Below are 18,771 nucleotides of genomic sequence, written 5' to 3' on the forward strand. Positions count from 1 at the left end.
GGTGTGGGGGGCTGTGGACGACGGATTTCCGCGCGCTATGGTCTGCGGACAAGGCACGTTACTGATCGGTAAGGGGAATCGGGATGCAGCTCGGTATCAACCTCGGCTACTGGGGTGCCGGCATGGACGCCGACAATCTGGCCGTCGCCCAGGAGGCCGACCGGCTCGGATACGCCGTCTGCTGGGCCGCCGAGGCCTATGGATCCGACGCCGCCACCGTACTGACCTGGGTCGCCGCCCAGACCGAACGGATCGACGTCGGCTCGGCCATCTTCCAGATCCCGGCCCGCCAGCCCGCGATGACCGCCATGACGGCCGCCACCCTCGACTCGCTCTCCGGCGGCCGCTTCCGGCTCGGCCTCGGCGTCTCCGGCCCGCAGGTCTCCGAGGGCTGGTACGGCGTCAAGTTCGACAAGCCGCTGGCACGCACGCGTGAGTACGTCGAGATCATCCGCAAGGCCATGACGCGCGAGCGCCTGTCGTACGAGGGGCAGCACTGGACCCTGCCGCTGCCCGGCGGCCCGGGCAAGCCCCTCAAGCTGACCGTGCACCCGCAGCGCGAGCACATCCCGCTCTACATCGCCGCGATCGGCCCGAAGAACCTCGAGCAGACCGGTGAGATCGCCGACGGCGCCCTGCTGATCTTCCCCTCCGCAGACCACCTCGAGGACACGGCGATCCAGTACCTGCGGGCCGGCCGTGAGAAGGCGGGCAAGACCCTCGACGGCTTCGACATCTGCCCGACCCTGCCCCTGGCCCTCGGCGAGGACAAGGACGTGACCACGCTCGCCGACACCTTCCGCCCCTACACCGCGCTGTACGTCGGCGGCATGGGCAGCCGCAAGCAGAACTTCTACAACCAGCTCGCCCAGCGCATGGGCTACGAGAAGGAAGCCGCCGAGATCCAGGACAAGTACCTGTCCGGCGACAAGCAGGGCGCCGCGGCCGCCGTACCGCACGACCTGATCGACAAGACGACCCTGCTCGGTTCCGTGGAGCGCATCGCGGACCGGATGAAGGCTTACGCGGAGGCCGGTGTCACGACCCTCACGCTGGCCCCGGCTGGCTTCACGCTCGACGAGCGGATCGCATCGCTCCGCGCCGGCACGGAGGCCCTGGAGCGCGCCGGGCTCGCCTAGGGATTTCTGCGGCCGTGGTGGGGGCTCGGGGGTCTTCCCCGCCACGGCCGTCACGCAGAACAACGCGAGGAGCGGCCGAGGGTTACGTCCTCCATTTGGCGGAGTTGTCCGTCGTACCTGTTGCAGCACCGCGCGCCCCGCACTTGACTCGTTCTTTGCGGAAACTGCGGAATCCTGCAGCACGCGCACGCGCGCGGGAGAGGTGCCCACGATGCTTTCGGCCAAGAGTCTGTTCCAGGAGATCCTCGCCAACGACGAGTCCTTCGCCCTGTTCTGCTCCATCGCCGCGAGCGGCGAGTCCCAGGGCGGCTGGGAGAACGCCCGGATCGCCGCGCTCGTCCCGGAGAGCGAGCGGGAACTCGCCCCCAAGATCACCCGCCACGGTGCCGACGAGGACAAGCACGGGCGGATCTTCAACGCCCTGATGAAGAAGCGCGGCCTCGACCCCGTCCCGGTCCCGCCGGAGACCGACTACACGACGCTCCTGGAGAAGAACGGCATCGGCCTCGCGCACGAGCAACTCAAGCGCGACGAGCGGCTCGCGGTCCAGGACATCGTCACGTACCTCTCGCACAGCAGGGTCACCGAACAGCGTGCCTCCGAGCAGATGGACCTGCTCCGCAAGCACTTCGCGGACGACCCGGACATCGGCCGCGCGGTCAAGCAGATCTCGGGCGACGAGGACAACCACCTCGCCTACTGCCACGAGGAACTGCTGCGCTTCGCCTACGCGGGGCACGGCCGGGCCATCCAGCGGACCCTGCGCGAGTGCGCGCTCGCCGAGATCCGGGTCTACCGGGACGTCAGCCTCGCGGTCATGGCGAACATGGGCCGCATCCTGGGCTGGTCGAAGGCCAAGTCGGCGGTGCTCGCTGCGGGCATCCACGCGATGTACGCGTACGAACGGCTGGGCGGCTGGCGCCGGATGGTGTCCCTGGAGATGCCCGAGCGCCGCGACGCCCTCGGCGGGCCCGCGTCCGCCGCACCCGAGTTCGCCTGAGGCAGCCCGCTCTACAGCCAGCCCCGGCGCTTGAACAGGCGGAAGACCAGCACCTCCAGAACGACCATCAGCAGGACGAGGGCCGGGTAGGACCACTCCCAGCGCAGCTCGGGCATGTGCTCGAAGTTCATGCCGTAGATCCCCGCGACCATCGTGGGGATCGCGGCCATGGCCGCCCACGCGGAGATCTTCCGCATGTCGTCGTTCTGCCGGACGCTCATCTGCGCCAGATGCGCCGAGAGGATGTCCGACACCAGCCGGTCCAGGTTCTCCACGGACTCGTTCACGCGCGTGAGGTGGTCGCTGACGTCCCGGAAGAAGGGCCGGGCCCGGTCGTCCACGAACGGCACCGTCACACCGGACTGCGCCGTGCCCGCCAGCCGGCTCATCGGCAGGGCCAGCGGCCCGGTCGCCCGGCGGAACTCCAGGATCTGGCGCTTGAAATCGTAGATCCGGGAGGCGGTGTTCCGTGAGCCGCCGACTTCCGGCGAGAACACCTCCGCCTCCAGCCCCTCCAGGTCGGCCTGCAACTCGATCGCGACGTCCAGATAGTGGTCGACGGCGGCGTCGGCGATTGCGTACAGCACCGACGTGGGGCCGTTGCCCAGCAGCTCCGGCTCCTGCTCCAGCCGGTGCCGTACGGCCTTGAGCGGGGCGCCCTCGCCGTGCCGGACGGTGACCGCGAACGAGTCGCCCAGGAAGATCATGATCTCGCCGGAGGAGACGGTGTCGCTCCGCGGCTCGTACACCACCGGCTTCAGGACCACGAAGAGCGAGTCGTCGTACACCTCCAGCTTGGGCCGCTGATGGGCCTTGAGGGCGTCCTCGACGGCCAGCGGGTGCAGGCCGAACTCCCGGGTGACATGGTCGAATTCGCGCTCCGTCGGCTCGTGCAGCCCGATCCACACGAAACCGCCCGCCGTGCGGGCCTCACCCAGGGCGTCGGAGAAGTCCTCGGGCCCCTCCGTCCGGTGTCCGTCGCGGTAGATGGCACAGTCGACGATCACGAAGCGAGTCTCCTGTCACTCGAACGACACCGTACGCGCGCGTGCGCCTACGCTGGATCGCATGCCCACGTTGATCCTCGTCAGGCACGGACGTTCCACCGCGAACACCGAGGGACTGCTCGCCGGCTGGACGCCCGGTGTCGCCCTCGACGAGCGCGGCGCCGCGCAGGCCGCCGCGCTGCCCGGACGCCTCGCCGAACTGCCCCTCGCCGAGATCGTCGCCAGCCCGCTCCAGCGCTGCCAGGAGACGATCGGGCCCCTTCTCGAGGCCCGGCCGGAACTGACCCCGCACACCGACGAGCGCATCGGCGAGTGCCACTACGGCGACTGGTCCGGGCGCAAGCTCGCCGAGCTCAAGGACGAGCCCCTGATGGAGGTGGTGCAGGCGCACCCGTCCGCGGCTGCCTTCCCCGGCGGCGAGTCGATGCGGGCCATGCAGACGCGCGCCGCCGAGGCCGTGCGCGAGTGGAACGCGCGCGTGGAGCGCGACCACGGCGCCGACGCCGTCTACCTCATGTGCTCGCACGGCGACATCATCAAGTCGCTCGTCGCCGAGGCACTCGGACTTCATCTGGACCTCTTCCAGCGGATTTCCGTCGAACCGTGTTCCATCACCGCGATCCGCTACACACGGCTGCGACCGTTTCTCGTCCGCCTCGGCGACACCGGCGACTTCACGTCCCTGGTGCCGCGCGAGGAACCGCCGGGCGACGACGCCCAAGTCGGGGGTGGTGCGGGCGCACCGTGATCGTCGGCCGCAGTAGGGTGAAGCGGTCGCAGCAGTGCCGTTGTCACACGGCCCCCACGATCCCAATGGAGACAGGACGTGTCCCGTCAGGTGTTCCTCTACGACCATCCGGAGCGTTTCGTGGCCGGTACGGTCGGGCTGCCCGGGCGCCGTTCGTTCTTCCTCCAGGCTTCAGCCGGCACCCGGGTGACCAGCGTGGCCCTGGAGAAGACCCAGGTCGCCGCGCTCGCCGAGCGCATGGACGAACTGCTCGACGAGGTCGTACGCCGTAGCGGAGGAAGCGCCTCCGTCCCTGCCGTCGCACCGACGGAGATCAACGACAGCGCCCCGCTGGACACCCCCGTCGAGGAGGAGTTCCGGGTCGGCACCATGGCGCTCGCCTGGGACGGTGACGAGCAGCTCATGATCGTCGAGGCGCAGGCGCTCGTCGAGCTCGACGCCGACTCCGAGGAGGACCTCGCCGAGGCCGAGGAGCGGCTCCTCCAGGACGAGGAGAACGGGCCGCCGATGCTGCGAGTCCGGCTCACCGGCGCGCAGGCGAGGGCCTTCGCCAAGCGCGCCCTCGACGTCGTCAACGCCGGGCGGCCGCCGTGCCCGCTGTGCAGCCTCCCGCTCGACCCGGAAGGACACGTATGTCCGCGCCAGAACGGATACCGCCGCGGAGCGTGACACCTCCTGACGACCCCGCCGAGCTGCTCGCCCGGGGCGAACTCACCGTACGCGGACGCATCCGTGACGCCTCCAACGCCGCCCTGTACTGCACGGTGTCGTACGACGGCCAAGAGGCGGCCTGCATCTACAAGCCGGTCGCCGGGGAGAGGCCCCTGTGGGACTTCCCCGACGGGACGCTCGCCCAGCGCGAGGTCGCCGCGTACGAGGTCTCCGAGGCGACCGGCTGGGGCCTCGTACCGCCCACCGTGCTGCGCGACGGCCCCTACGGCGAGGGCATGTGCCAGCTGTGGATCGAGGCGGCCCCGGACGCGGAGCTGCTCGCGCTGGTCGACGGCGAGGAACCCGAACCGGGCTGGAAGGCGATCGGGTTCGCCGAGGTCGGCGAGGGACGTACCGCGCTGCTCGTGCACGCCGACGACGAGCGGCTGCGGCGGCTCTCGGTACTGGACGCCGTGATCAACAACGCCGACCGCAAGGGCGGGCACCTGCTGCCCACCGGCGAAGGGCGGTTGTACGGGATCGACCACGGGGTGACCTTCAACGCCGAGAACAAGCTGCGGACCCTGCTGTGGGGCTGGGCGGGGGAGCCCTTCACTCAGGAGGCCGCCGACGTCCTGGAGGGCCTCAGAAAGGATCTGGCCGAAGGCGGGTCCCTCACCGCTCGGCTCGAACCGCTGATCACCGGCGCCGAGATCGACGCCGTACGCGCGCGTGTCGGTGCGCTGCTCGCCTCGGGGACGCATCCGGAACCGAGCGGGGAGTGGCCGGCGATTCCCTGGCCACCCGTGTAGCAGCACAGACGCGCAGCTCGCGCAAGAACGCCTTCTCGGCCGTCCGGACCGCTCCCATTCGTATATGGAACTTCAGTCCGGTTACGCTCATGACATGCATGCCTGGCCCGCTTCCGAGGTCCCCGCCCTGCCTGGTCAGGGCCGCGACCTGAGGATCCACGACACCGCGACCGGCGGTTCGGTCACCCTCGACCCCGGTCCCGTCGCCCGTATCTACGTCTGCGGCATCACCCCGTACGACGCCACCCACATAGGGCACGCGGCGACGTACAACGCGTTCGACCTCGTGCAGCGCGTGTGGCTCGACACCAAGCGGCAGGTTCACTACGTCCAGAACGTCACCGACGTCGACGACCCGCTCCTGGAGCGGGCGCAGCGCGACGGCATCGACTGGGCCGCGCTCGCCGAGAAGGAGACGGTCCTCTTCCGCGAGGACATGACGGCCCTGCGGATGCTGCCGCCGCGGCAGTACATAGGCGCCGTCGAGGCGATACCGGGCATCATCCCGCTCGTCGAGCGACTGCGGGACGCGGGCGCTGCCTACGAACTCGAGGGGGACGTCTACTTCTCCGTCGAGTCCGACCCGCACTTCGGCAAGGTCTCGAACCTCGATGCCGAGGCGATGCGGCTGCTGTCCGCCGAGCGCGGCGGCGACCCGGACCGGCCGGGCAAGAAGAACCCCCTCGACCCGATGCTCTGGATGGCGGCCCGCGAGGGCGAGCCCAGCTGGGACGGCGGATCGCTCGGGCGCGGACGGCCCGGCTGGCACATCGAGTGCGTGGCCATCGCCCTCGACCACCTCGGCATGGGCTTCGACATCCAGGGCGGCGGCTCCGACCTCGCCTTCCCGCACCACGAGATGGGCGCCTCGCACGCCCAGGCCCTCACCGGCGAGTTCCCCATGGCCAAGGCGTATGTGCACGCCGGCATGGTCGCCCTCGACGGCGAGAAGATGTCCAAGTCCAAGGGCAACCTGGTCTTCGTCTCCAAGCTCCGGCACGACGGCGTCGACCCGGCCGCCATCCGGCTCGCGCTGCTCGCCCACCACTACCGTGCCGACTGGGAGTGGACCGACCAGGTCCTCCAGGACGCCGTCGCCCGGCTCGGCCGCTGGCGCGCCGCCGTGTCCCGGCCCGACGGCCCGCCCGCGGAGGCGCTGGTGGAGGAGATCCGCGAGGCCCTCGCGAACGACCTGGACGCCCCGGCCGCGCTCGCCGCGGTCGACCGCTGGGCCGCCCTCCAGGAGGAGAGCGGCGGCACGGACATCGGCGCGCCCGGGGTGGTCTCCCGGGCGGTGGACGCGCTGCTGGGTGTGGCGCTGTAACCGAGAGAACGAGCGAAGGGGCGCTCCCCGGCCGGGAAGCGCCCCTTCTGCTGTGCCTGTGTGCCTCAGTCCTCCGACGACTCCTCGTCGTCCGTCCCCGGCTTGGGCTGGGCCGACGACTCCCCGTCGTCCGTGCCCGCCTTGGGCGGCTTCGGCGGTCGCGTACGGCCGCTGGGGCTGTCCCGCAGATACGACGTGCTGTCGCTGCCGTCCGCCGTCGCGTGCCCGCCGGAGGCGGTCGGTCCGCCGCCGTCCCGGCGTCTCAGATAGCGCTCGAACTCGCGCGCGATGGCCTCGCCCGAGGCCTCCGGCAGCTCGGCGGTGTCCCGGGCCTCCTCCAGCGACTGGACGTACTCGGCGACCTCGCTGTCCTCGGCGGCCAGCTGGTCCACGCCCACCTGCCAGGCGCGCGCGTCCTCGGGCAGCTCGCCCAGCGGGATGCGCACGTCGATCAGGTCCTCCAGACGGTTCAGGAGAGCCAGCGTGGCCTTCGGGTTCGGCGGCTGCGAGACGTAGTGCGGCACCGCCGCCCACAGCGAGACGGCCGGCACGCCCGCGTGGGTGCACGCCTCCTGGAGGACGCCCACGATGCCCGTCGGGCCCTCGTACTTGGTCTCCTCCAGGTCCATCCGGCGGGCCAGGTCCGCGTCGGACGTCGTCCCGCTGATCGGAACCGGACGGGTGTGCGGGGTGTCCCCGAGCAGGGCGCCCAGGACGACCACCAGTTCCACGCCCAGTTCGTGCGCGAAGCCCAGCAGTTCGTTGCAGAACGAGCGCCACCGCATGGACGGTTCGATGCCCCGGACGAGGACGAGATCGCGGGGCTTGTCCCCGCCGACCCGGACCACCGACAGCCGTGTCGTCGGCCAGGTGATCTTGCGGACGCCCGCTTCCATGAACACCGTGGGGCGGTTCACCTGGAAGTCGTAGTAGTCCTCGGCGTCCAGCGCCGCGAACACCTCGCCCTTCCATTCCCTGTCGAGATGAGCGACCGCGGTGGAGGCGGCGTCGCCGGCATCGTTCCAGCCCTCGAACGCGGCCACCATGACCGGGTCGACCAGCTCGGGAACCCCCTCGAGCTCGATCACCCAGTGCCTCCTTCCGACGTACCCTCGCGAACGCCCCAACCTTACGGCGTGCCAAGGGGGCGCCCGCAGCCCCCTCGCAGGGGGAGTGACCCCATCACTGCCCCGTGATCCGCCCCTGAACACCCCGGATTCATCCGAGCTGTCCGTGAGGCACCGGTCACAGCGTGGAGCGCAGCCACTGCTCCACGCTCGCGATGTGGACGGTCGCCCACGAGCGCGCCGCCTCGGCGTCCCGGTCGCGCAGGGCCGCGAGGATCGCCCGGTGCTCGCGCAGGGTGCGGCCGACGGCGTCCTCCTGGGTGAGGCCGCGCCAGATTCGCGCCCGGGTGGTGGGGCCCGACAGCCCGTCGAGCAGCGAGCAGAGCACGGAGTTGCCCGAGCTGTGCACGATGCCCCGGTGGAACTCCAGGTCGCAGGCGACGAGGTCCTCCACGGACGGTGCGTCGCCGAGCTTGTCCAGCTGGGCCGTGAGCGCGTCCAGCTGCTGCTCGCTGATCCGCAGCGCCGCCATGGCCGTCGCGGCCGGCTCCAGGATGCGGCGTACGGCCAGGAACTCCAGGACCGTGTCGTCGCGGTGGAAGTCGACGACGAAGCTCATCGCCTCCAGCAGGAGTTGCGGGTCGAGGCTCGTCACATAGGTGCCGTCGCCCTGCCGGACGTCCAGGATGCGGATGAGGGACAGCGCGCGGACGGCCTCCCGCAGGGAGTTGCGGGACAGGCCGAGGTCGGCGGCGAGTTCGCTCTCCTTGGGCAGCCGGTCGCCCGGGCGCAGCGCGCCGGAGACGATCATTCCCTTGATCTTCTCGATCGCCTCGTCGGTGACTGCCATGGTCGGCCTCCTGTCGCTTAAGACCTCCGACGTATCACGTCATTATGCGGGGACGGACACGCGGAGGGGGCGGCTCCGTCGGCGTGGAGCCGCCCCCTCGGGTACGGGTCGAGAATTCGGCCTACTTCTTGTCGAGCAGATCCTGGACCTTGGTGCGGACGTCGTCCGTGGCCAGTCCGCGGATCGTGAGCGTCGTCCGGCGGCGCAGCACGTCGTCCTGCGTCTCGGCCCACTCGTGGTCCCGGGCCCAGACGACCTGCGCCCAGATCTCCGGGGCGTCCGGGTGGACGCGCTCGGCCAGCTCAGGGCTGTCGTTGGCCAGGCGGGCGATGTCGAACGCCAGCGAGCCGTAGTGCGTGGCCAGGTGCTTGGCGGTGTCGGCTCCCATGCGCGGGCCGGGCGCCGGGCGGTCGGTGAGCAGCCGGTGGGCGACCGCGCGCGGGTTGGCGATGCCGGGCAGCGGCAGCTTCTTCGGCAGCGAGCTGATCGGCTCGAAGTCGTCGCCCAGCGGGTGGCCCGGCAGCGACTCCAGCTTCTGCATGATCGTCCGGCCGATGTGCCGGAACGTGGTCCACTTGCCGCCCGCGACGGACAGCATGCCGCCCCGGCCCTCGGTGACGACCGTCTCCCGCTTGGCCTTGGAGGTGTCGCCGGGGCCGCCCGGCAGCACCCGCAGGCCCGCGAAGGAGTAGGTGATGAGGTCGCGGCTCAGCTGCTGGTCGCGGACGGAGAACGCGGCCTCGTCGAGGATCTGGGATATGTCCTGCTCGGTGACCGAGACGTCCGCCGGGTCGCCCTCGAACTCCTCGTCCGTGGTGCCGAGCAGCAGCATGTCCTCCCAGGGGAGGGCGAAGGTGATGCGGTACTTGTCGATCGGGGTGGCGAGCGCGGCCTTCCAGGGAGAGGTGCGCTTCAGGACCAGGTGCGCGCCCTTCGACAGCCGGATGGACGGCGCGGCGTTCGCGTCCTCCATCTTGCGCAGGTGGTCGACCCACGGGCCGGTCGCGTTGAGCACCAGCCGGGCGCTGACGCCGAACTCGTCGCCGGACAGGCGGTCCTTCAGCTCGGCGCCCGTGACACGGCCCTGGGTGAAGCGCAGGCCCGTCACCTCGGCGTGGTTGAGGACGACCGCGCCCGCCTCCACGGCGCCGCGGACCGTCATCAGCGCCATGCGCGCGTCGTTCATCTGGTCGTCGCCGTACACGGCCACGGCCTTGAGGTTCTCGGTGCGCAGCTCCGGCACGTCCTGCGCGGCCTTGGCCGGGGAGAGCAGATGTCCGACGCCGTCACCGAAGGCGGAGAGCGCGGAGTAGGCGAAGACGCCCGCCCCGAGCTTCGCCGCGCCGTGCGGCCCGCCCTTGTACACGGGCAGGTAGAACGTGAGCGGGTTCGCCAGGTGGGGGGCCACCTGGCGGGAGACCGCACGGCGCTCGAAGTGGTTCTCCGCCACCAGCTTCACCGCGCCGGTCTGCAGGTAGCGCAGACCGCCGTGGAGCAGCTTGGAGGAGGCGGAGGACGTGGCACCGGCGAAGTCGCCGGCGTCGACCAGAGCCACCCTGAGGCCGGACTGCGCGGCGTGCCAGGCGGTGGAGATGCCCAGGATGCCGCCGCCGATCACGAGAAGGTCGTACGACGCCTTGGCGAGCTGCTCCCTGGTCTCGGCTCGGCTCGGGTTCGAGCCGGAGGCCGGGTGCGTCCCCAGGGCAGGTACGGACTGCAGGGTGGACTGAGTGGTCATGCTGTTTCTTACTCCTCGTCCTCGAGCCAGCCCATGGTCCGCTCGACGGCCTTGAGCCAGCTCTTGTACTCACGGTCGCGGATTTCCGCGTCCATGCGGGGGGTCCACTCGGCGGCCCGGCGCCAGTTGGCGCGCAGGTCGTCGGTGCTGTTCCAGAAGCCGACGGCGAGGCCGGCGGCGTAGGCGGCGCCGAGGCAGGTGGTCTCGGCGACCATCGGGCGCACCACGGGGGCGTCCGCGAAGTCCGAGAGCGTCTGCATCAGCAGGTTGTTGGAGGTCATGCCGCCGTCGACCTTGATCGCCGCGAGCTCGACGCCGGAGTCCTTCGTCATGGCGTCGGTGATCTCACGGGTCTGCCAGGCCGTGGCCTCCAGGACGGCGCGCGCGAGGTGCGCCTTGGTGACGTACCGGGTGAGGCCGGCGATCACACCGCGGGCGTCGGAGCGCCAGTACGGGGCGAACAGACCGGAGAAGGCCGGCACGAAGTAGGCGCCGCCGTTGTCCTCGACCGAGAGCGCGAGCGTCTCGATCTCGGCGGCGGTGGAGATCAGGCCCATCTGGTCGCGCATCCACTGCACCAGCGAACCCGTGACGGCGATCGAGCCCTCCAGGGCGTAGACCGCCTTCTCGTCGCCGATCCGGTAGCCGACCGTGGTCAGCAGCCCGTTGTACGAGTTGACCGGCTTCTCGCCGGTGTTCATCAGCAGGAAGGTGCCGGTGCCGTACGTCGACTTGGCCTCGCCCTCGGCGAAACAGGTCTGGCCGAACAGGGCCGCCTGCTGGTCGCCGAGCGCGGAGGCGACCGGGATGCCGCCGAGCAGGTCGCCCAGCTTGCCGCCGGTGATCGCGCCGTAGACCTCGGCGGAGGAGCGGATCTCGGGCAGCATGGCCATCGGGACGCCGATGGACTCGGCGATCTTCTCGTCCCACTGCATGGTGTGCAGGTTCATCAGCATGGTGCGGGACGCGTTGGTCACGTCGGTGACGTGCTTGCCGCCGTTGACACCGCCGGTCAGGTTCCAGATGACCCAGCTGTCCATGGTGCCGAAGAGGATGTCGCCCGCCTCGGCGCGCTCGCGCAGGCCCTCGACGTTGTCGAGCAGCCAGCGGGCCTTGGGGCCGGCGAAGTACGAGGCCAGCGGAAGGCCGGTCTCGCGGCGGAAGCGGTCCTGGCCGACGTTGCGGCCGAGCTCCTTGCAGAGGGCGTCGGTGCGGGTGTCCTGCCAGACGATGGCGTTGTGGACGGGCTCACCGGTGTTCTTGTCCCAGAGCAGAGTGGTCTCGCGCTGGTTGGTGATGCCGATGGCCTTGATGTCGTCGCGGGTGATGCCGGCCTTCGCGATGGCCCCGGCGACGACCTCCTGGACGTTCGTCCAGATCTCGGTGGCGTTGTGCTCGACCCAGCCCGGCTTCGGGAAGATCTGCTCGTGCTCCTTCTGGTCGACGGAGACGATCCGGCCGTCACGGTCGAACACGATGCAGCGGGAGGAGGTCGTGCCCTGGTCGATGGCGGCGATGAAGGGGCCGGCGGTGTGCGCGTCGGTCACTGTGTGCTCCTGGAAGTTCCGTGTTTATGGGGCTTTACGTACGGCGCGTGCTGAGAGTTTCGCGTGGCGCGGGAAAGACTGCCGCTCCTGCGCGGGAAAGACCGCTCCTAAGCGAACGCGACGTTGTAGATGCCTGCGGCGATGGCCCCGCCGATGAGCGGACCGGCCACCGGGATCCAGGCGTAGCCCCAGTCGGAGCCGCCCTTGTTGGGCAGCGGCAGCAGGGAGTGCACGATACGCGGACCGAGGTCACGGGCCGGGTTGATCGCATACCCCGTCGGGCCGCCGAGGGACAGACCGATCGAGACCACCACGAGCGCGGTGATCAGGGCACCCAGGGTGCCCAGGCCGTTGCCCTCGTCGTTCAGTCCCTGCGTGAGCACGGCGAGCACCAGTACGACCGTGCCGATGATCTCCGTGGCCAGGTTCTGCCAGGCGACCCGGACCTCGGGCCCGGTGGAGAAGACGCCCAGCACGGGGCCCGCGCCCTGCTCCTGGGCCTCGACGGCCTTGGCGGCGGTGTCCTGCGCGCCGGGACCGCCGACGATCTCGCGGTCGGTGAGGTGGGCGTGGAACTGACCGTAGTAGGCGATCCAGACCAGGCCCGCGCCGATCATGGCGCCGAGTACCTGTCCGGCCCAGTAGACCGGGACGTTCTTCCAGTCGCCGTCCTTGATGGCGATGGCCAGCGTCACGGCCGGGTTCAGATGGGCGCCGGAGAGCGGCGCCGTGGTGTAGACCGCCGTGAGCACCGCGAAGCCCCACCCGAAGGTGATGGCGAGCCAGCCGGCGTTGCGGGCCTTGGAAGCCTTCAGTGTGACGGCGGCGCAGACTCCGCCGCCGAGGAGGATGAGTATGGCGGTACCGATGGTCTCGCCGATGAAGATGTCGGAGCTGGACACCCGCGACTCCTTTGTCCTTCGTCCAGGGGGAAGTTCGATACCGGCCTGGCGTTGTCCCACTCTAGCGCGTATTGCCGGTAGCTGTTCGACAATGTCGACCGATGGACGGGAGTCTTGCTTCGGGGTTACGAGCACGTCAAGAGCTCTGTTGTCGAAAACACGATCGTTACTGATCGCTGCCCGTCCCATGGGTGTCCGACGCCTGTGGTCGCGGACATGCCGAGGACCGGAACGCCGTACGACGCCCCGGTCCCGCTGTGAGCTCTCAGAACCGCCCGGCGCCCAGATCCCGCGACACCGCGCGGGCACAGTCCCGGACGGCCGCGATCAGCTCCGGCCGCACCACGCCCTCCTCGTCGGACCGGCACAGCCGCTCCACGGCGCCGGTGATGCCGACCGCGCCGACGGGCATGCGCCGTCTGTCGTGGATGGGCGCGGCGAGGGAGGCGACGCCCTCCCAGGTCTCCTCGACGTCCGCCGCGTAGCCACGCGCGCGCGTGAGGTCGAGGATGTGCTCGAAGTCCTCCGGCTCGCACACGGTCCGGTCGGTGAACGCCTTGCGGTCGTTCTCCAGGGCCTCGCTGTGCGCCACCGGGTCGTAGGCGGACAGCACCTTGCCCAGGGCCGTGGAGTGCAGCGGCTGCATGGCCCCGATCTCCAGGACCTGCCGGCTGTCGTCGGGCCGGAAGACGTGGTGCACGATCAGCACGCCCTGCTGGTGCAGGACGCCCAGATAGACGCTCTCGCCGCTGGAACGGGCCAGGTCGTCGGCCCACACCAGGGCGCGCGCCCGCAACTCGTGCACATCGAGGTAGGTGGTGCCCAGGCGCAGCAGCTCCGCGCCCAGCTGATAGCGCCCGGAGGCGTCGTCCTGCTCCACGAAACCCTCCTGCTGGAGGGTGCGCAGGATGCCGTGGGCGGTGCCTTTTGCCAGGCCCAGCGACGAGGCGATGTCCGACAGGCCGAGCCGTCGCTCGCCGCCCCCGAGCAGCCGCAGCATCGCGGCCGCCCGTTCGAGCGACTGGATGTTCCGTGCCATCGCCGTACTGCCTCCGTCCCCTTCGACCGCCGACAAGCGGCGCCGCAGCCCTTGTTCGGCAATGTCGAACACTACCGGTCGTTGCCAACCTCTCGCTAATGGCCGGACGCCATTTGTTGCGTCACAGACGGTTCAGGTCCGGGTTCATCGGACGCCCGACGGCCGCCCCGCCGTCATCGGCGTCCGCGTCGTGGACGCGCTGCCCATCCAAGCCGACTCCCGGTTACGCTGGCGCGGTGCGCCCTTCCCCGGATGCCCTCCGGATGTCCGGGAAGCCGCAAAGCCGACAGCCGTCGCATCCGAGGGAGCCCTTTACATGGCCTCGTTGCCGCTGACCCCTTCCGCAGACAGCCGGACCCGTGTGGCCGCGCTCAGAGAGGCCCTGGCCACCCGTGTGGTGGTGGCCGACGGAGCCATGGGCACCATGCTCCAGGCGCAGGACCCCACGCTCGAGGACTTCGAGAATCTCGAGGGCTGCAACGAGATCCTGAACCTGACCCGGCCCGACATCGTCCGGTCCGTCCACGACGCGTACTTCGCGGTGGGCGTGGACTGCGTCGAGACCAACACCTTCGGCGCCAACCACACGGCCGCGGCCGAGTACGAGATCTCCGACCGCGTCCACGAGCTGTCCGAGTCCGGCGCCCGCATCGCCCGCGAGGTGGCCGACGAGTACACCGCGAAGGACGGCCGGCCGCGCTGGGTGCTCGGCTCCGTCGGCCCCGGCACCAAGCTGCCCACCCTCGGCCACGTCGCGTACGCCACCATCCGCGACGGCTACCAGGCCAACGCCGAGGGCATGCTTGCCGGCGGCGCGGACGCGCTGCTCGTGGAGACCACGCAGGACCTGCTCCAGACGAAGGCGTCCATCCTGGGCGCCCGCCGGGCCATGGAGGCCACCGGCTTCGACGTGCCCCTGCTGTGCTCGATGGCCTTCGAGACCACCGGCACCATGCTGCTCGGCTCCGAGATCGGCGCGGCGCTGACCGCGCTGGAGCCCCTCGGCATCGACATGATCGGCCTGAACTGCTCCACCGGCCCCGCCGAGATGAGCGAGCACCTGCGCTATCTGACGCGCCACTCGCGCATCCCGCTGCTCTGCATGCCGAACGCCGGCCTGCCGATCCTGACCAAGGACGGCGCCCACTTCCCGCTCGACGCCGAGGGCCTGGCCGACGCCCAGCAGAACTTCGTCCAGGACTACGGCCTGTCCCTGGTCGGCGGCTGCTGCGGCACCACCCCCGAGCACCTGCGCCAGCTGGTGGAGCGCGTCCGGGATGTCGCCCCGGGCGAGCGCAGCCCGCAGCCCGAGCCGGGCGCGGCCTCGCTCTACCAGAGCGTGCCGTTCCGGCAGGACACCTCCTACCTGGCCATCGGCGAGCGCACCAACGCCAACGGCTCGAAGAAGTTCCGTGAGGCCATGCTGGAGGGCCGCTGGGACGACTGCGTGGAGATCGCCCGGGAGCAGATCCGCGAAGGCGCGCACATGCTCGACCTGTGCGTCGACTACGTCGGCCGGGATGGCGCCGCCGACATGGAGGAACTGGCCGGCCGCTTCGCCACCGCCTCCACCCTGCCGATCGTGCTGGACTCCACCGAGATCGACGTCATCCAGGCCGGCCTGGAGAAGCTCGGCGGCCGCGCGGTGATCAACTCGGTGAACTACGAGGACGGCGACGGCCCCGAGTCCCGCTTCGCCAGGGTCACCCAGCTCGCCAAGGAGCACGGCGCCGCCCTCATCGCGCTGACCATCGACGAGGAGGGCCAGGCCCGCACCGCCGAGAACAAGGTCGAGATCGCCGAACGGCTCATCGACGATCTGACCGGGAACTGGGGCATCCACGAGGAGGACATCCTCGTCGACTGCCTGACCTTCACCATCTGCACCGGCCAGGAGGAGTCCCGTAAGGACGGCATCGCCACCATCGAGGGCATCCGCGAGCTGAAGCGGCGCCACCCGAAGGTGCAGACCACCCTCGGCCTGTCCAACATCTCCTTCGGCCTCAACCCGGCCGCCCGGATCCTGCTCAACTCCGTCTTCCTCGACGAGTGCGTCAAGGCGGGCCTGGACTCGGCGATCGTGCACGCGTCGAAGATCCTCCCGATCGCCCGCTTCAACGAGGAAGAGGTCCAGACGGCCCTCGACCTGATCTACGACCGCCGCGCCGAGGGCTACGACCCGCTCCAGAAGCTCATGCAGCTGTTCGAGGGTGCCACCGCCAAGTCCCTCAAGGCCGGCAAGGCCGAGGAACTGGCCGCCCTGCCGCTGGACGAGCGGCTGAAGCGGCGCATCATCGACGGGGAGCGCAACGGCCTGGAGGCCGACCTGGACGACGCCCTCCAGGAGCGCTCCGCCCTCGACATCGTCAACGCGACCCTGCTGGACGGTATGAAGGTCGTCGGTGAGCTGTTCGGCTCCGGCCAGATGCAGTTGCCGTTCGTCCTGCAGTCCGCCGAGGTGATGAAGACCGCCGTCGCCCACCTCGAACCGCACATGGAGAAGACCGACGAGGCCGGCAAGGGCACCATCGTCCTGGCCACCGTCCGCGGCGACGTGCACGACATCGGCAAGAACCTCGTCGACATCATCCTGTCCAACAACGGCTACAACGTCGTCAACCTCGGCATCAAGCAGCCGGTCTCCGCGATCCTGGACGCCGCCGAGGAGCACCGGGCCGATGTCATCGGCATGTCCGGACTCCTGGTCAAGTCCACCGTGATCATGAAGGAGAACCTGGAGGAGCTGAACCAGCGCGGACTGGCGGCGAACTTCCCGGTCATCCTCGGCGGCGCCGCCCTCACCCGGGCCTACGTCGAGCAGGATCTGCACGAGATCTACCAGGGCGAGGTCCGCTACGCCCGCGACGCCTTCGAGGGCCTGCGCCTGATGGACGCCCTGATCGGCGTCAAGCGGGGCGTGCCGGGAGCGAAGCTGCCCGAGCTGAAGCAGCGCCGCGTCCGGGCCACCGCCCAGGCCGTGGTCGAGGAACGTCCCGAGGAGGGGCACGTCCGCTCCGACGTCGCCACCGACAACCCCGTCCCCGAGCCGCCCTTCCAGGGCACGCGCGTGATCAAGGGCATCCAGCTCAAGGAGTACGCGAGCTGGCTCGACGAGGGCGCCCTGTTCAAGGGCCAGTGGGGCCTGAAGCAGGTCCGCAGCGGCGAGGGCCCGTCGTACGAGGAACTCGTCGAGAGCGAGGGCCGGCCCCGGCTGCGCGGGCTGCTGGACAAGCTCCAGACGGAGAACCTGCTGGAGGCGGCCGTCGTCTACGGCTACTTCCCGTGCGTCTCCAAGGACGACGACCTGATCCTCCTGGACGAGCAGGGCAACGAGCGCACCCGCTTCACCTTCCCGCGCCAGCGCCGGGGCCGTCGCCTGTGCCTGGCCGACTACTTCCGCCCGGAGGAGTCCGGCGAGACGGACGTCGTGGGCCTCCAGATCGTCACCGTCGGCTCGCGTATCGGCGAGGAGACCGCCCGGATGTTCGAGGCCAACGCCTACCGCGACTACCTCGAACTGCACGGGCTGTCCGTGCAGCTGGCCGAGGCGCTCGCCGAGTACTGGCACGCGCGCGTGCGGTCCGAACTCGGCTACGCCGCCGAGGACCCGGACGAGATGCAGGGCATGTTCGAGCTGAAGTACCGGGGCGCCCGCTTCTCCCTCGGCTACGGCGCCTGCCCCAACCTGGAGGACCGCGCCAAGATCGCCGACCTGCTCCAGCCGGAGCGCATCGGCGTCCACCTGTCCGAGGAGTTCCAGCTGCACCCCGAGCAGTCCACGGACGCCATCGTGATCCACCACCCGGAGGCGAAGTACTTCAACGCCCGCTGAGTCGTCCCGCTGGGCCGTCCCACTGAGCCGCCCCACCGGGCACTCGAGCCAAAAGAGGCGCTTCTTCCGCGCACGACGTAGACTGGTCGGTCCACCGCAGGCCGGTTCCCCCCGTGGGAACCGGCCTGAACGTCCCTCAAGGAGGTACGTGGATGACCAGTACGGTCCCCGCGCTCGGAACCCGCACGGCCGAGGGCTCCGCCCTGCAGGCGGTGCTCCTCGACATGGACGGCACTCTGGTGGACACGGAGGGCTTCTGGTGGGACGTCGAGGCGGAGGTCTTCGCCTCCCTCGGCCACACGCTCGACGAGTCCTGGCGCCATGTCGTGGTCGGCGGCCCCATGACCCGCAGCGCGGGCTTCCTGATCGAGGCGACCGGCGCGGACATCACCCTCGACGAGCTCACCGTGCTGCTCAACGACGGCTTCGAGGACCGCATCGACCGCGCCCTGCCGCTGATGCCCGGCGCCGGCCGGCTGCTGGCCGAGCTGTACGAGTGCGAGATCCCGACGGCCCTGGTCTCCGCCTCGCACCGGCGCATCATCGACCGCGTGCTGACCTCGCTGGGCGCGCACCACTTCCGTCTGACGGTGGCCGGTGACGAGGTGCCGCGCACCAAGCCCCACCCCGACCCGTACCTGGCGGCCGCCGCCGGACTCGGCGCGGAGCCGGCCCGGTGCGCCGTCATCGAGGACACCGCGACCGGGGTCGCCGCCGCCGAGGCCGCGGGCTGCCGGGTCGTGGCGGTGCCCTCCCTGGCTCCCATCGCCCCGGCCCTCCGCCGTACGGTCGTCACCTCCCTCGAAGAGGTCGACCTGACATTTCTGCACGGGCTGATGACGGAAATGCGCTAGCTGTTCACCCAGCGTGCAGTGGAGTTAAGACGGTAATTCCGCAGGTGAATTCGACCCGCTCCGGGTGATCTCCGGACGGTCGAATTACCGTACTCCGGAACCCGTTTGCGGTGTGACGTTCCCCACGCAGCCAGGGGTCGACAGCGGATCTGACGTGTGCCGTGGGGGGCTGCTGACGTGCCCTTGTGTCCCGATTGGTGGAACGCTGTACCAAAGCTTCCGCCATCGGGTTTTCGGTGTGTCCACGCCCGGTTCCGCAGC

General features: G+C 70.2%; 15 protein-coding genes. 8 read left to right on the top strand and 7 right to left on the bottom strand.

Annotation, left to right across the window (positions count from 1 at the left end; all coding sequences use genetic code 11):
- Window positions 1-83 precede the first annotated feature (83 nt).
- Together ACFT4A_RS24420 and ACFT4A_RS24425 are read left to right on the top strand one after the other, a co-directional pair.
- A complete protein-coding gene (locus ACFT4A_RS24420) occupies window positions 84-1,139 on the top strand; it encodes an LLM class F420-dependent oxidoreductase (protein ID WP_382833383.1) in 1,056 nt (351 codons plus the stop codon).
- 211 nt (window positions 1,140-1,350) lie between these two features.
- The gene (locus ACFT4A_RS24425) at window positions 1,351-2,139 is read left to right on the top strand and encodes a ferritin-like domain-containing protein (protein WP_382833385.1); all 789 of its coding nucleotides are present in this window, start codon (window positions 1,351-1,353) and stop codon (window positions 2,137-2,139) included.
- A gap of 11 nt (window positions 2,140-2,150) precedes the next feature.
- Here the strand turns inward: ACFT4A_RS24425 and ACFT4A_RS24430 are convergent, their stop codons facing one another.
- On the bottom strand, window positions 2,151-3,146 hold the full coding sequence (locus ACFT4A_RS24430; protein WP_382833387.1) for a magnesium and cobalt transport protein CorA: 996 nt from the start codon (window positions 3,144-3,146) through the stop codon (window positions 2,151-2,153).
- A 61-nt stretch (window positions 3,147-3,207) separates the two neighbouring features.
- Between ACFT4A_RS24430 and ACFT4A_RS24435 the strand changes: the two genes are divergently transcribed.
- From ACFT4A_RS24435 to mshC, 4 genes are all read left to right on the top strand, one after another.
- Window positions 3,208-3,894 (top strand): histidine phosphatase family protein, encoded by a 687-nt coding sequence (locus tag ACFT4A_RS24435; RefSeq protein ID WP_382833388.1) that lies wholly within the window; start codon window positions 3,208-3,210, stop codon window positions 3,892-3,894.
- Window positions 3,895-3,972: 78 nt separating this feature from the next.
- Window positions 3,973-4,563 carry a DUF3090 domain-containing protein gene (locus ACFT4A_RS24440; RefSeq protein WP_189726597.1) on the top strand — a complete coding sequence of 197 codons (591 nt, stop codon included), beginning with the start codon at window positions 3,973-3,975 and terminating at the stop codon, window positions 4,561-4,563.
- Complete coding sequence (locus ACFT4A_RS24445; RefSeq protein ID WP_382833390.1) at window positions 4,527-5,357, top strand: SCO1664 family protein; 831 nt, start codon at window positions 4,527-4,529, stop codon at window positions 5,355-5,357. Before ACFT4A_RS24440 ends, ACFT4A_RS24445 begins: the two co-directional genes overlap by 37 nt.
- A gap of 94 nt (window positions 5,358-5,451) precedes the next feature.
- Window positions 5,452-6,681 carry a cysteine--1-D-myo-inosityl 2-amino-2-deoxy-alpha-D-glucopyranoside ligase gene (mshC, locus tag ACFT4A_RS24450; protein WP_382833392.1) on the top strand — a complete coding sequence of 410 codons (1,230 nt, stop codon included), beginning with the start codon at window positions 5,452-5,454 and terminating at the stop codon, window positions 6,679-6,681.
- A 65-nt stretch (window positions 6,682-6,746) separates the two neighbouring features.
- On the opposite strand, the gene ACFT4A_RS24455 is transcribed toward mshC, so the two are convergent.
- The 6 genes from ACFT4A_RS24455 to ACFT4A_RS24480 all read right to left on the bottom strand — a co-directional run bounded on the left by ACFT4A_RS24455 (window position 6,747) and on the right by ACFT4A_RS24480 (window position 13,824).
- On the bottom strand, window positions 6,747-7,769 hold the full coding sequence (locus ACFT4A_RS24455; RefSeq protein WP_382833394.1) for a PAC2 family protein: 1,023 nt from the start codon (window positions 7,767-7,769) through the stop codon (window positions 6,747-6,749).
- Window positions 7,770-7,926: 157 nt separating this feature from the next.
- Window positions 7,927-8,598: a FadR/GntR family transcriptional regulator gene (locus ACFT4A_RS24460; protein ID WP_189726593.1), complete on the bottom strand. Its 672-nt coding sequence runs from the start codon at window positions 8,596-8,598 to the stop codon at window positions 7,927-7,929.
- 121 nt (window positions 8,599-8,719) lie between these two features.
- Window positions 8,720-10,336: an FAD-dependent oxidoreductase gene (locus ACFT4A_RS24465; protein ID WP_382833396.1), complete on the bottom strand. Its 1,617-nt coding sequence runs from the start codon at window positions 10,334-10,336 to the stop codon at window positions 8,720-8,722.
- Between the two features lie 8 nt (window positions 10,337-10,344).
- The gene (gene glpK / locus ACFT4A_RS24470) at window positions 10,345-11,883 is read right to left on the bottom strand and encodes a glycerol kinase GlpK (protein ID WP_382833398.1); all 1,539 of its coding nucleotides are present in this window, start codon (window positions 11,881-11,883) and stop codon (window positions 10,345-10,347) included.
- A 107-nt stretch (window positions 11,884-11,990) separates the two neighbouring features.
- Window positions 11,991-12,785, bottom strand: a complete 795-nt coding sequence (locus tag ACFT4A_RS24475; RefSeq protein ID WP_382833400.1) for an MIP/aquaporin family protein — start codon at window positions 12,783-12,785, stop codon at window positions 11,991-11,993.
- Window positions 12,786-13,050: 265 nt separating this feature from the next.
- On the bottom strand, window positions 13,051-13,824 hold the full coding sequence (locus ACFT4A_RS24480) for an IclR family transcriptional regulator (protein ID WP_382833402.1): 774 nt from the start codon (window positions 13,822-13,824) through the stop codon (window positions 13,051-13,053).
- A gap of 316 nt (window positions 13,825-14,140) precedes the next feature.
- On the opposite strand from ACFT4A_RS24480, the gene metH reads away from it, so the two are divergent.
- Both metH and ACFT4A_RS24490 read left to right on the top strand, forming a co-directional pair.
- On the top strand, window positions 14,141-17,656 hold the full coding sequence (gene metH / locus ACFT4A_RS24485; protein WP_382833404.1) for a methionine synthase: 3,516 nt from the start codon (window positions 14,141-14,143) through the stop codon (window positions 17,654-17,656).
- 152 nt (window positions 17,657-17,808) lie between these two features.
- The gene (locus ACFT4A_RS24490) at window positions 17,809-18,510 is read left to right on the top strand and encodes an HAD family hydrolase (RefSeq protein ID WP_382833406.1); all 702 of its coding nucleotides are present in this window, start codon (window positions 17,809-17,811) and stop codon (window positions 18,508-18,510) included.
- The last annotated feature ends 261 nt before the right edge of the window (window positions 18,511-18,771 follow it).

Origin of the sequence: Streptomyces sp. NPDC057099 (assembly GCF_042671245.1) — a bacterium.
GTDB lineage: Bacteria > Actinomycetota > Actinomycetes > Streptomycetales > Streptomycetaceae > Streptomyces > Streptomyces purpurascens.

What these genes read in the sequence shown, in the direction of transcription:
- ACFT4A_RS24480 (WP_382833402.1), bottom strand. Translation starts at nt 13,824, where the DNA reads ATGGCACGGAACATCCAGTCGCTCGAACGGGCGGCCGCGATGCTGCGG.
- ACFT4A_RS24425 (WP_382833385.1), top strand. Translation starts at nt 1,351, where the DNA reads ATGCTTTCGGCCAAGAGTCTGTTCCAGGAGATCCTCGCCAACGACGAG.
- ACFT4A_RS24460 (WP_189726593.1), bottom strand. Translation starts at nt 8,598, where the DNA reads ATGGCAGTCACCGACGAGGCGATCGAGAAGATCAAGGGAATGATCGTC.
- ACFT4A_RS24445 (WP_382833390.1), top strand. Translation starts at nt 4,527, where the DNA reads ATGTCCGCGCCAGAACGGATACCGCCGCGGAGCGTGACACCTCCTGAC.
- mshC (WP_382833392.1), top strand. Translation starts at nt 5,452, where the DNA reads ATGCATGCCTGGCCCGCTTCCGAGGTCCCCGCCCTGCCTGGTCAGGGC.
- ACFT4A_RS24435 (WP_382833388.1), top strand. Translation starts at nt 3,208, where the DNA reads ATGCCCACGTTGATCCTCGTCAGGCACGGACGTTCCACCGCGAACACC.
- ACFT4A_RS24465 (WP_382833396.1), bottom strand. Translation starts at nt 10,336, where the DNA reads ATGACCACTCAGTCCACCCTGCAGTCCGTACCTGCCCTGGGGACGCAC.
- metH (WP_382833404.1), top strand. Translation starts at nt 14,141, where the DNA reads ATGGCCTCGTTGCCGCTGACCCCTTCCGCAGACAGCCGGACCCGTGTG.
- ACFT4A_RS24490 (WP_382833406.1), top strand. Translation starts at nt 17,809, where the DNA reads ATGACCAGTACGGTCCCCGCGCTCGGAACCCGCACGGCCGAGGGCTCC.
- ACFT4A_RS24420 (WP_382833383.1), top strand. Translation starts at nt 84, where the DNA reads ATGCAGCTCGGTATCAACCTCGGCTACTGGGGTGCCGGCATGGACGCC.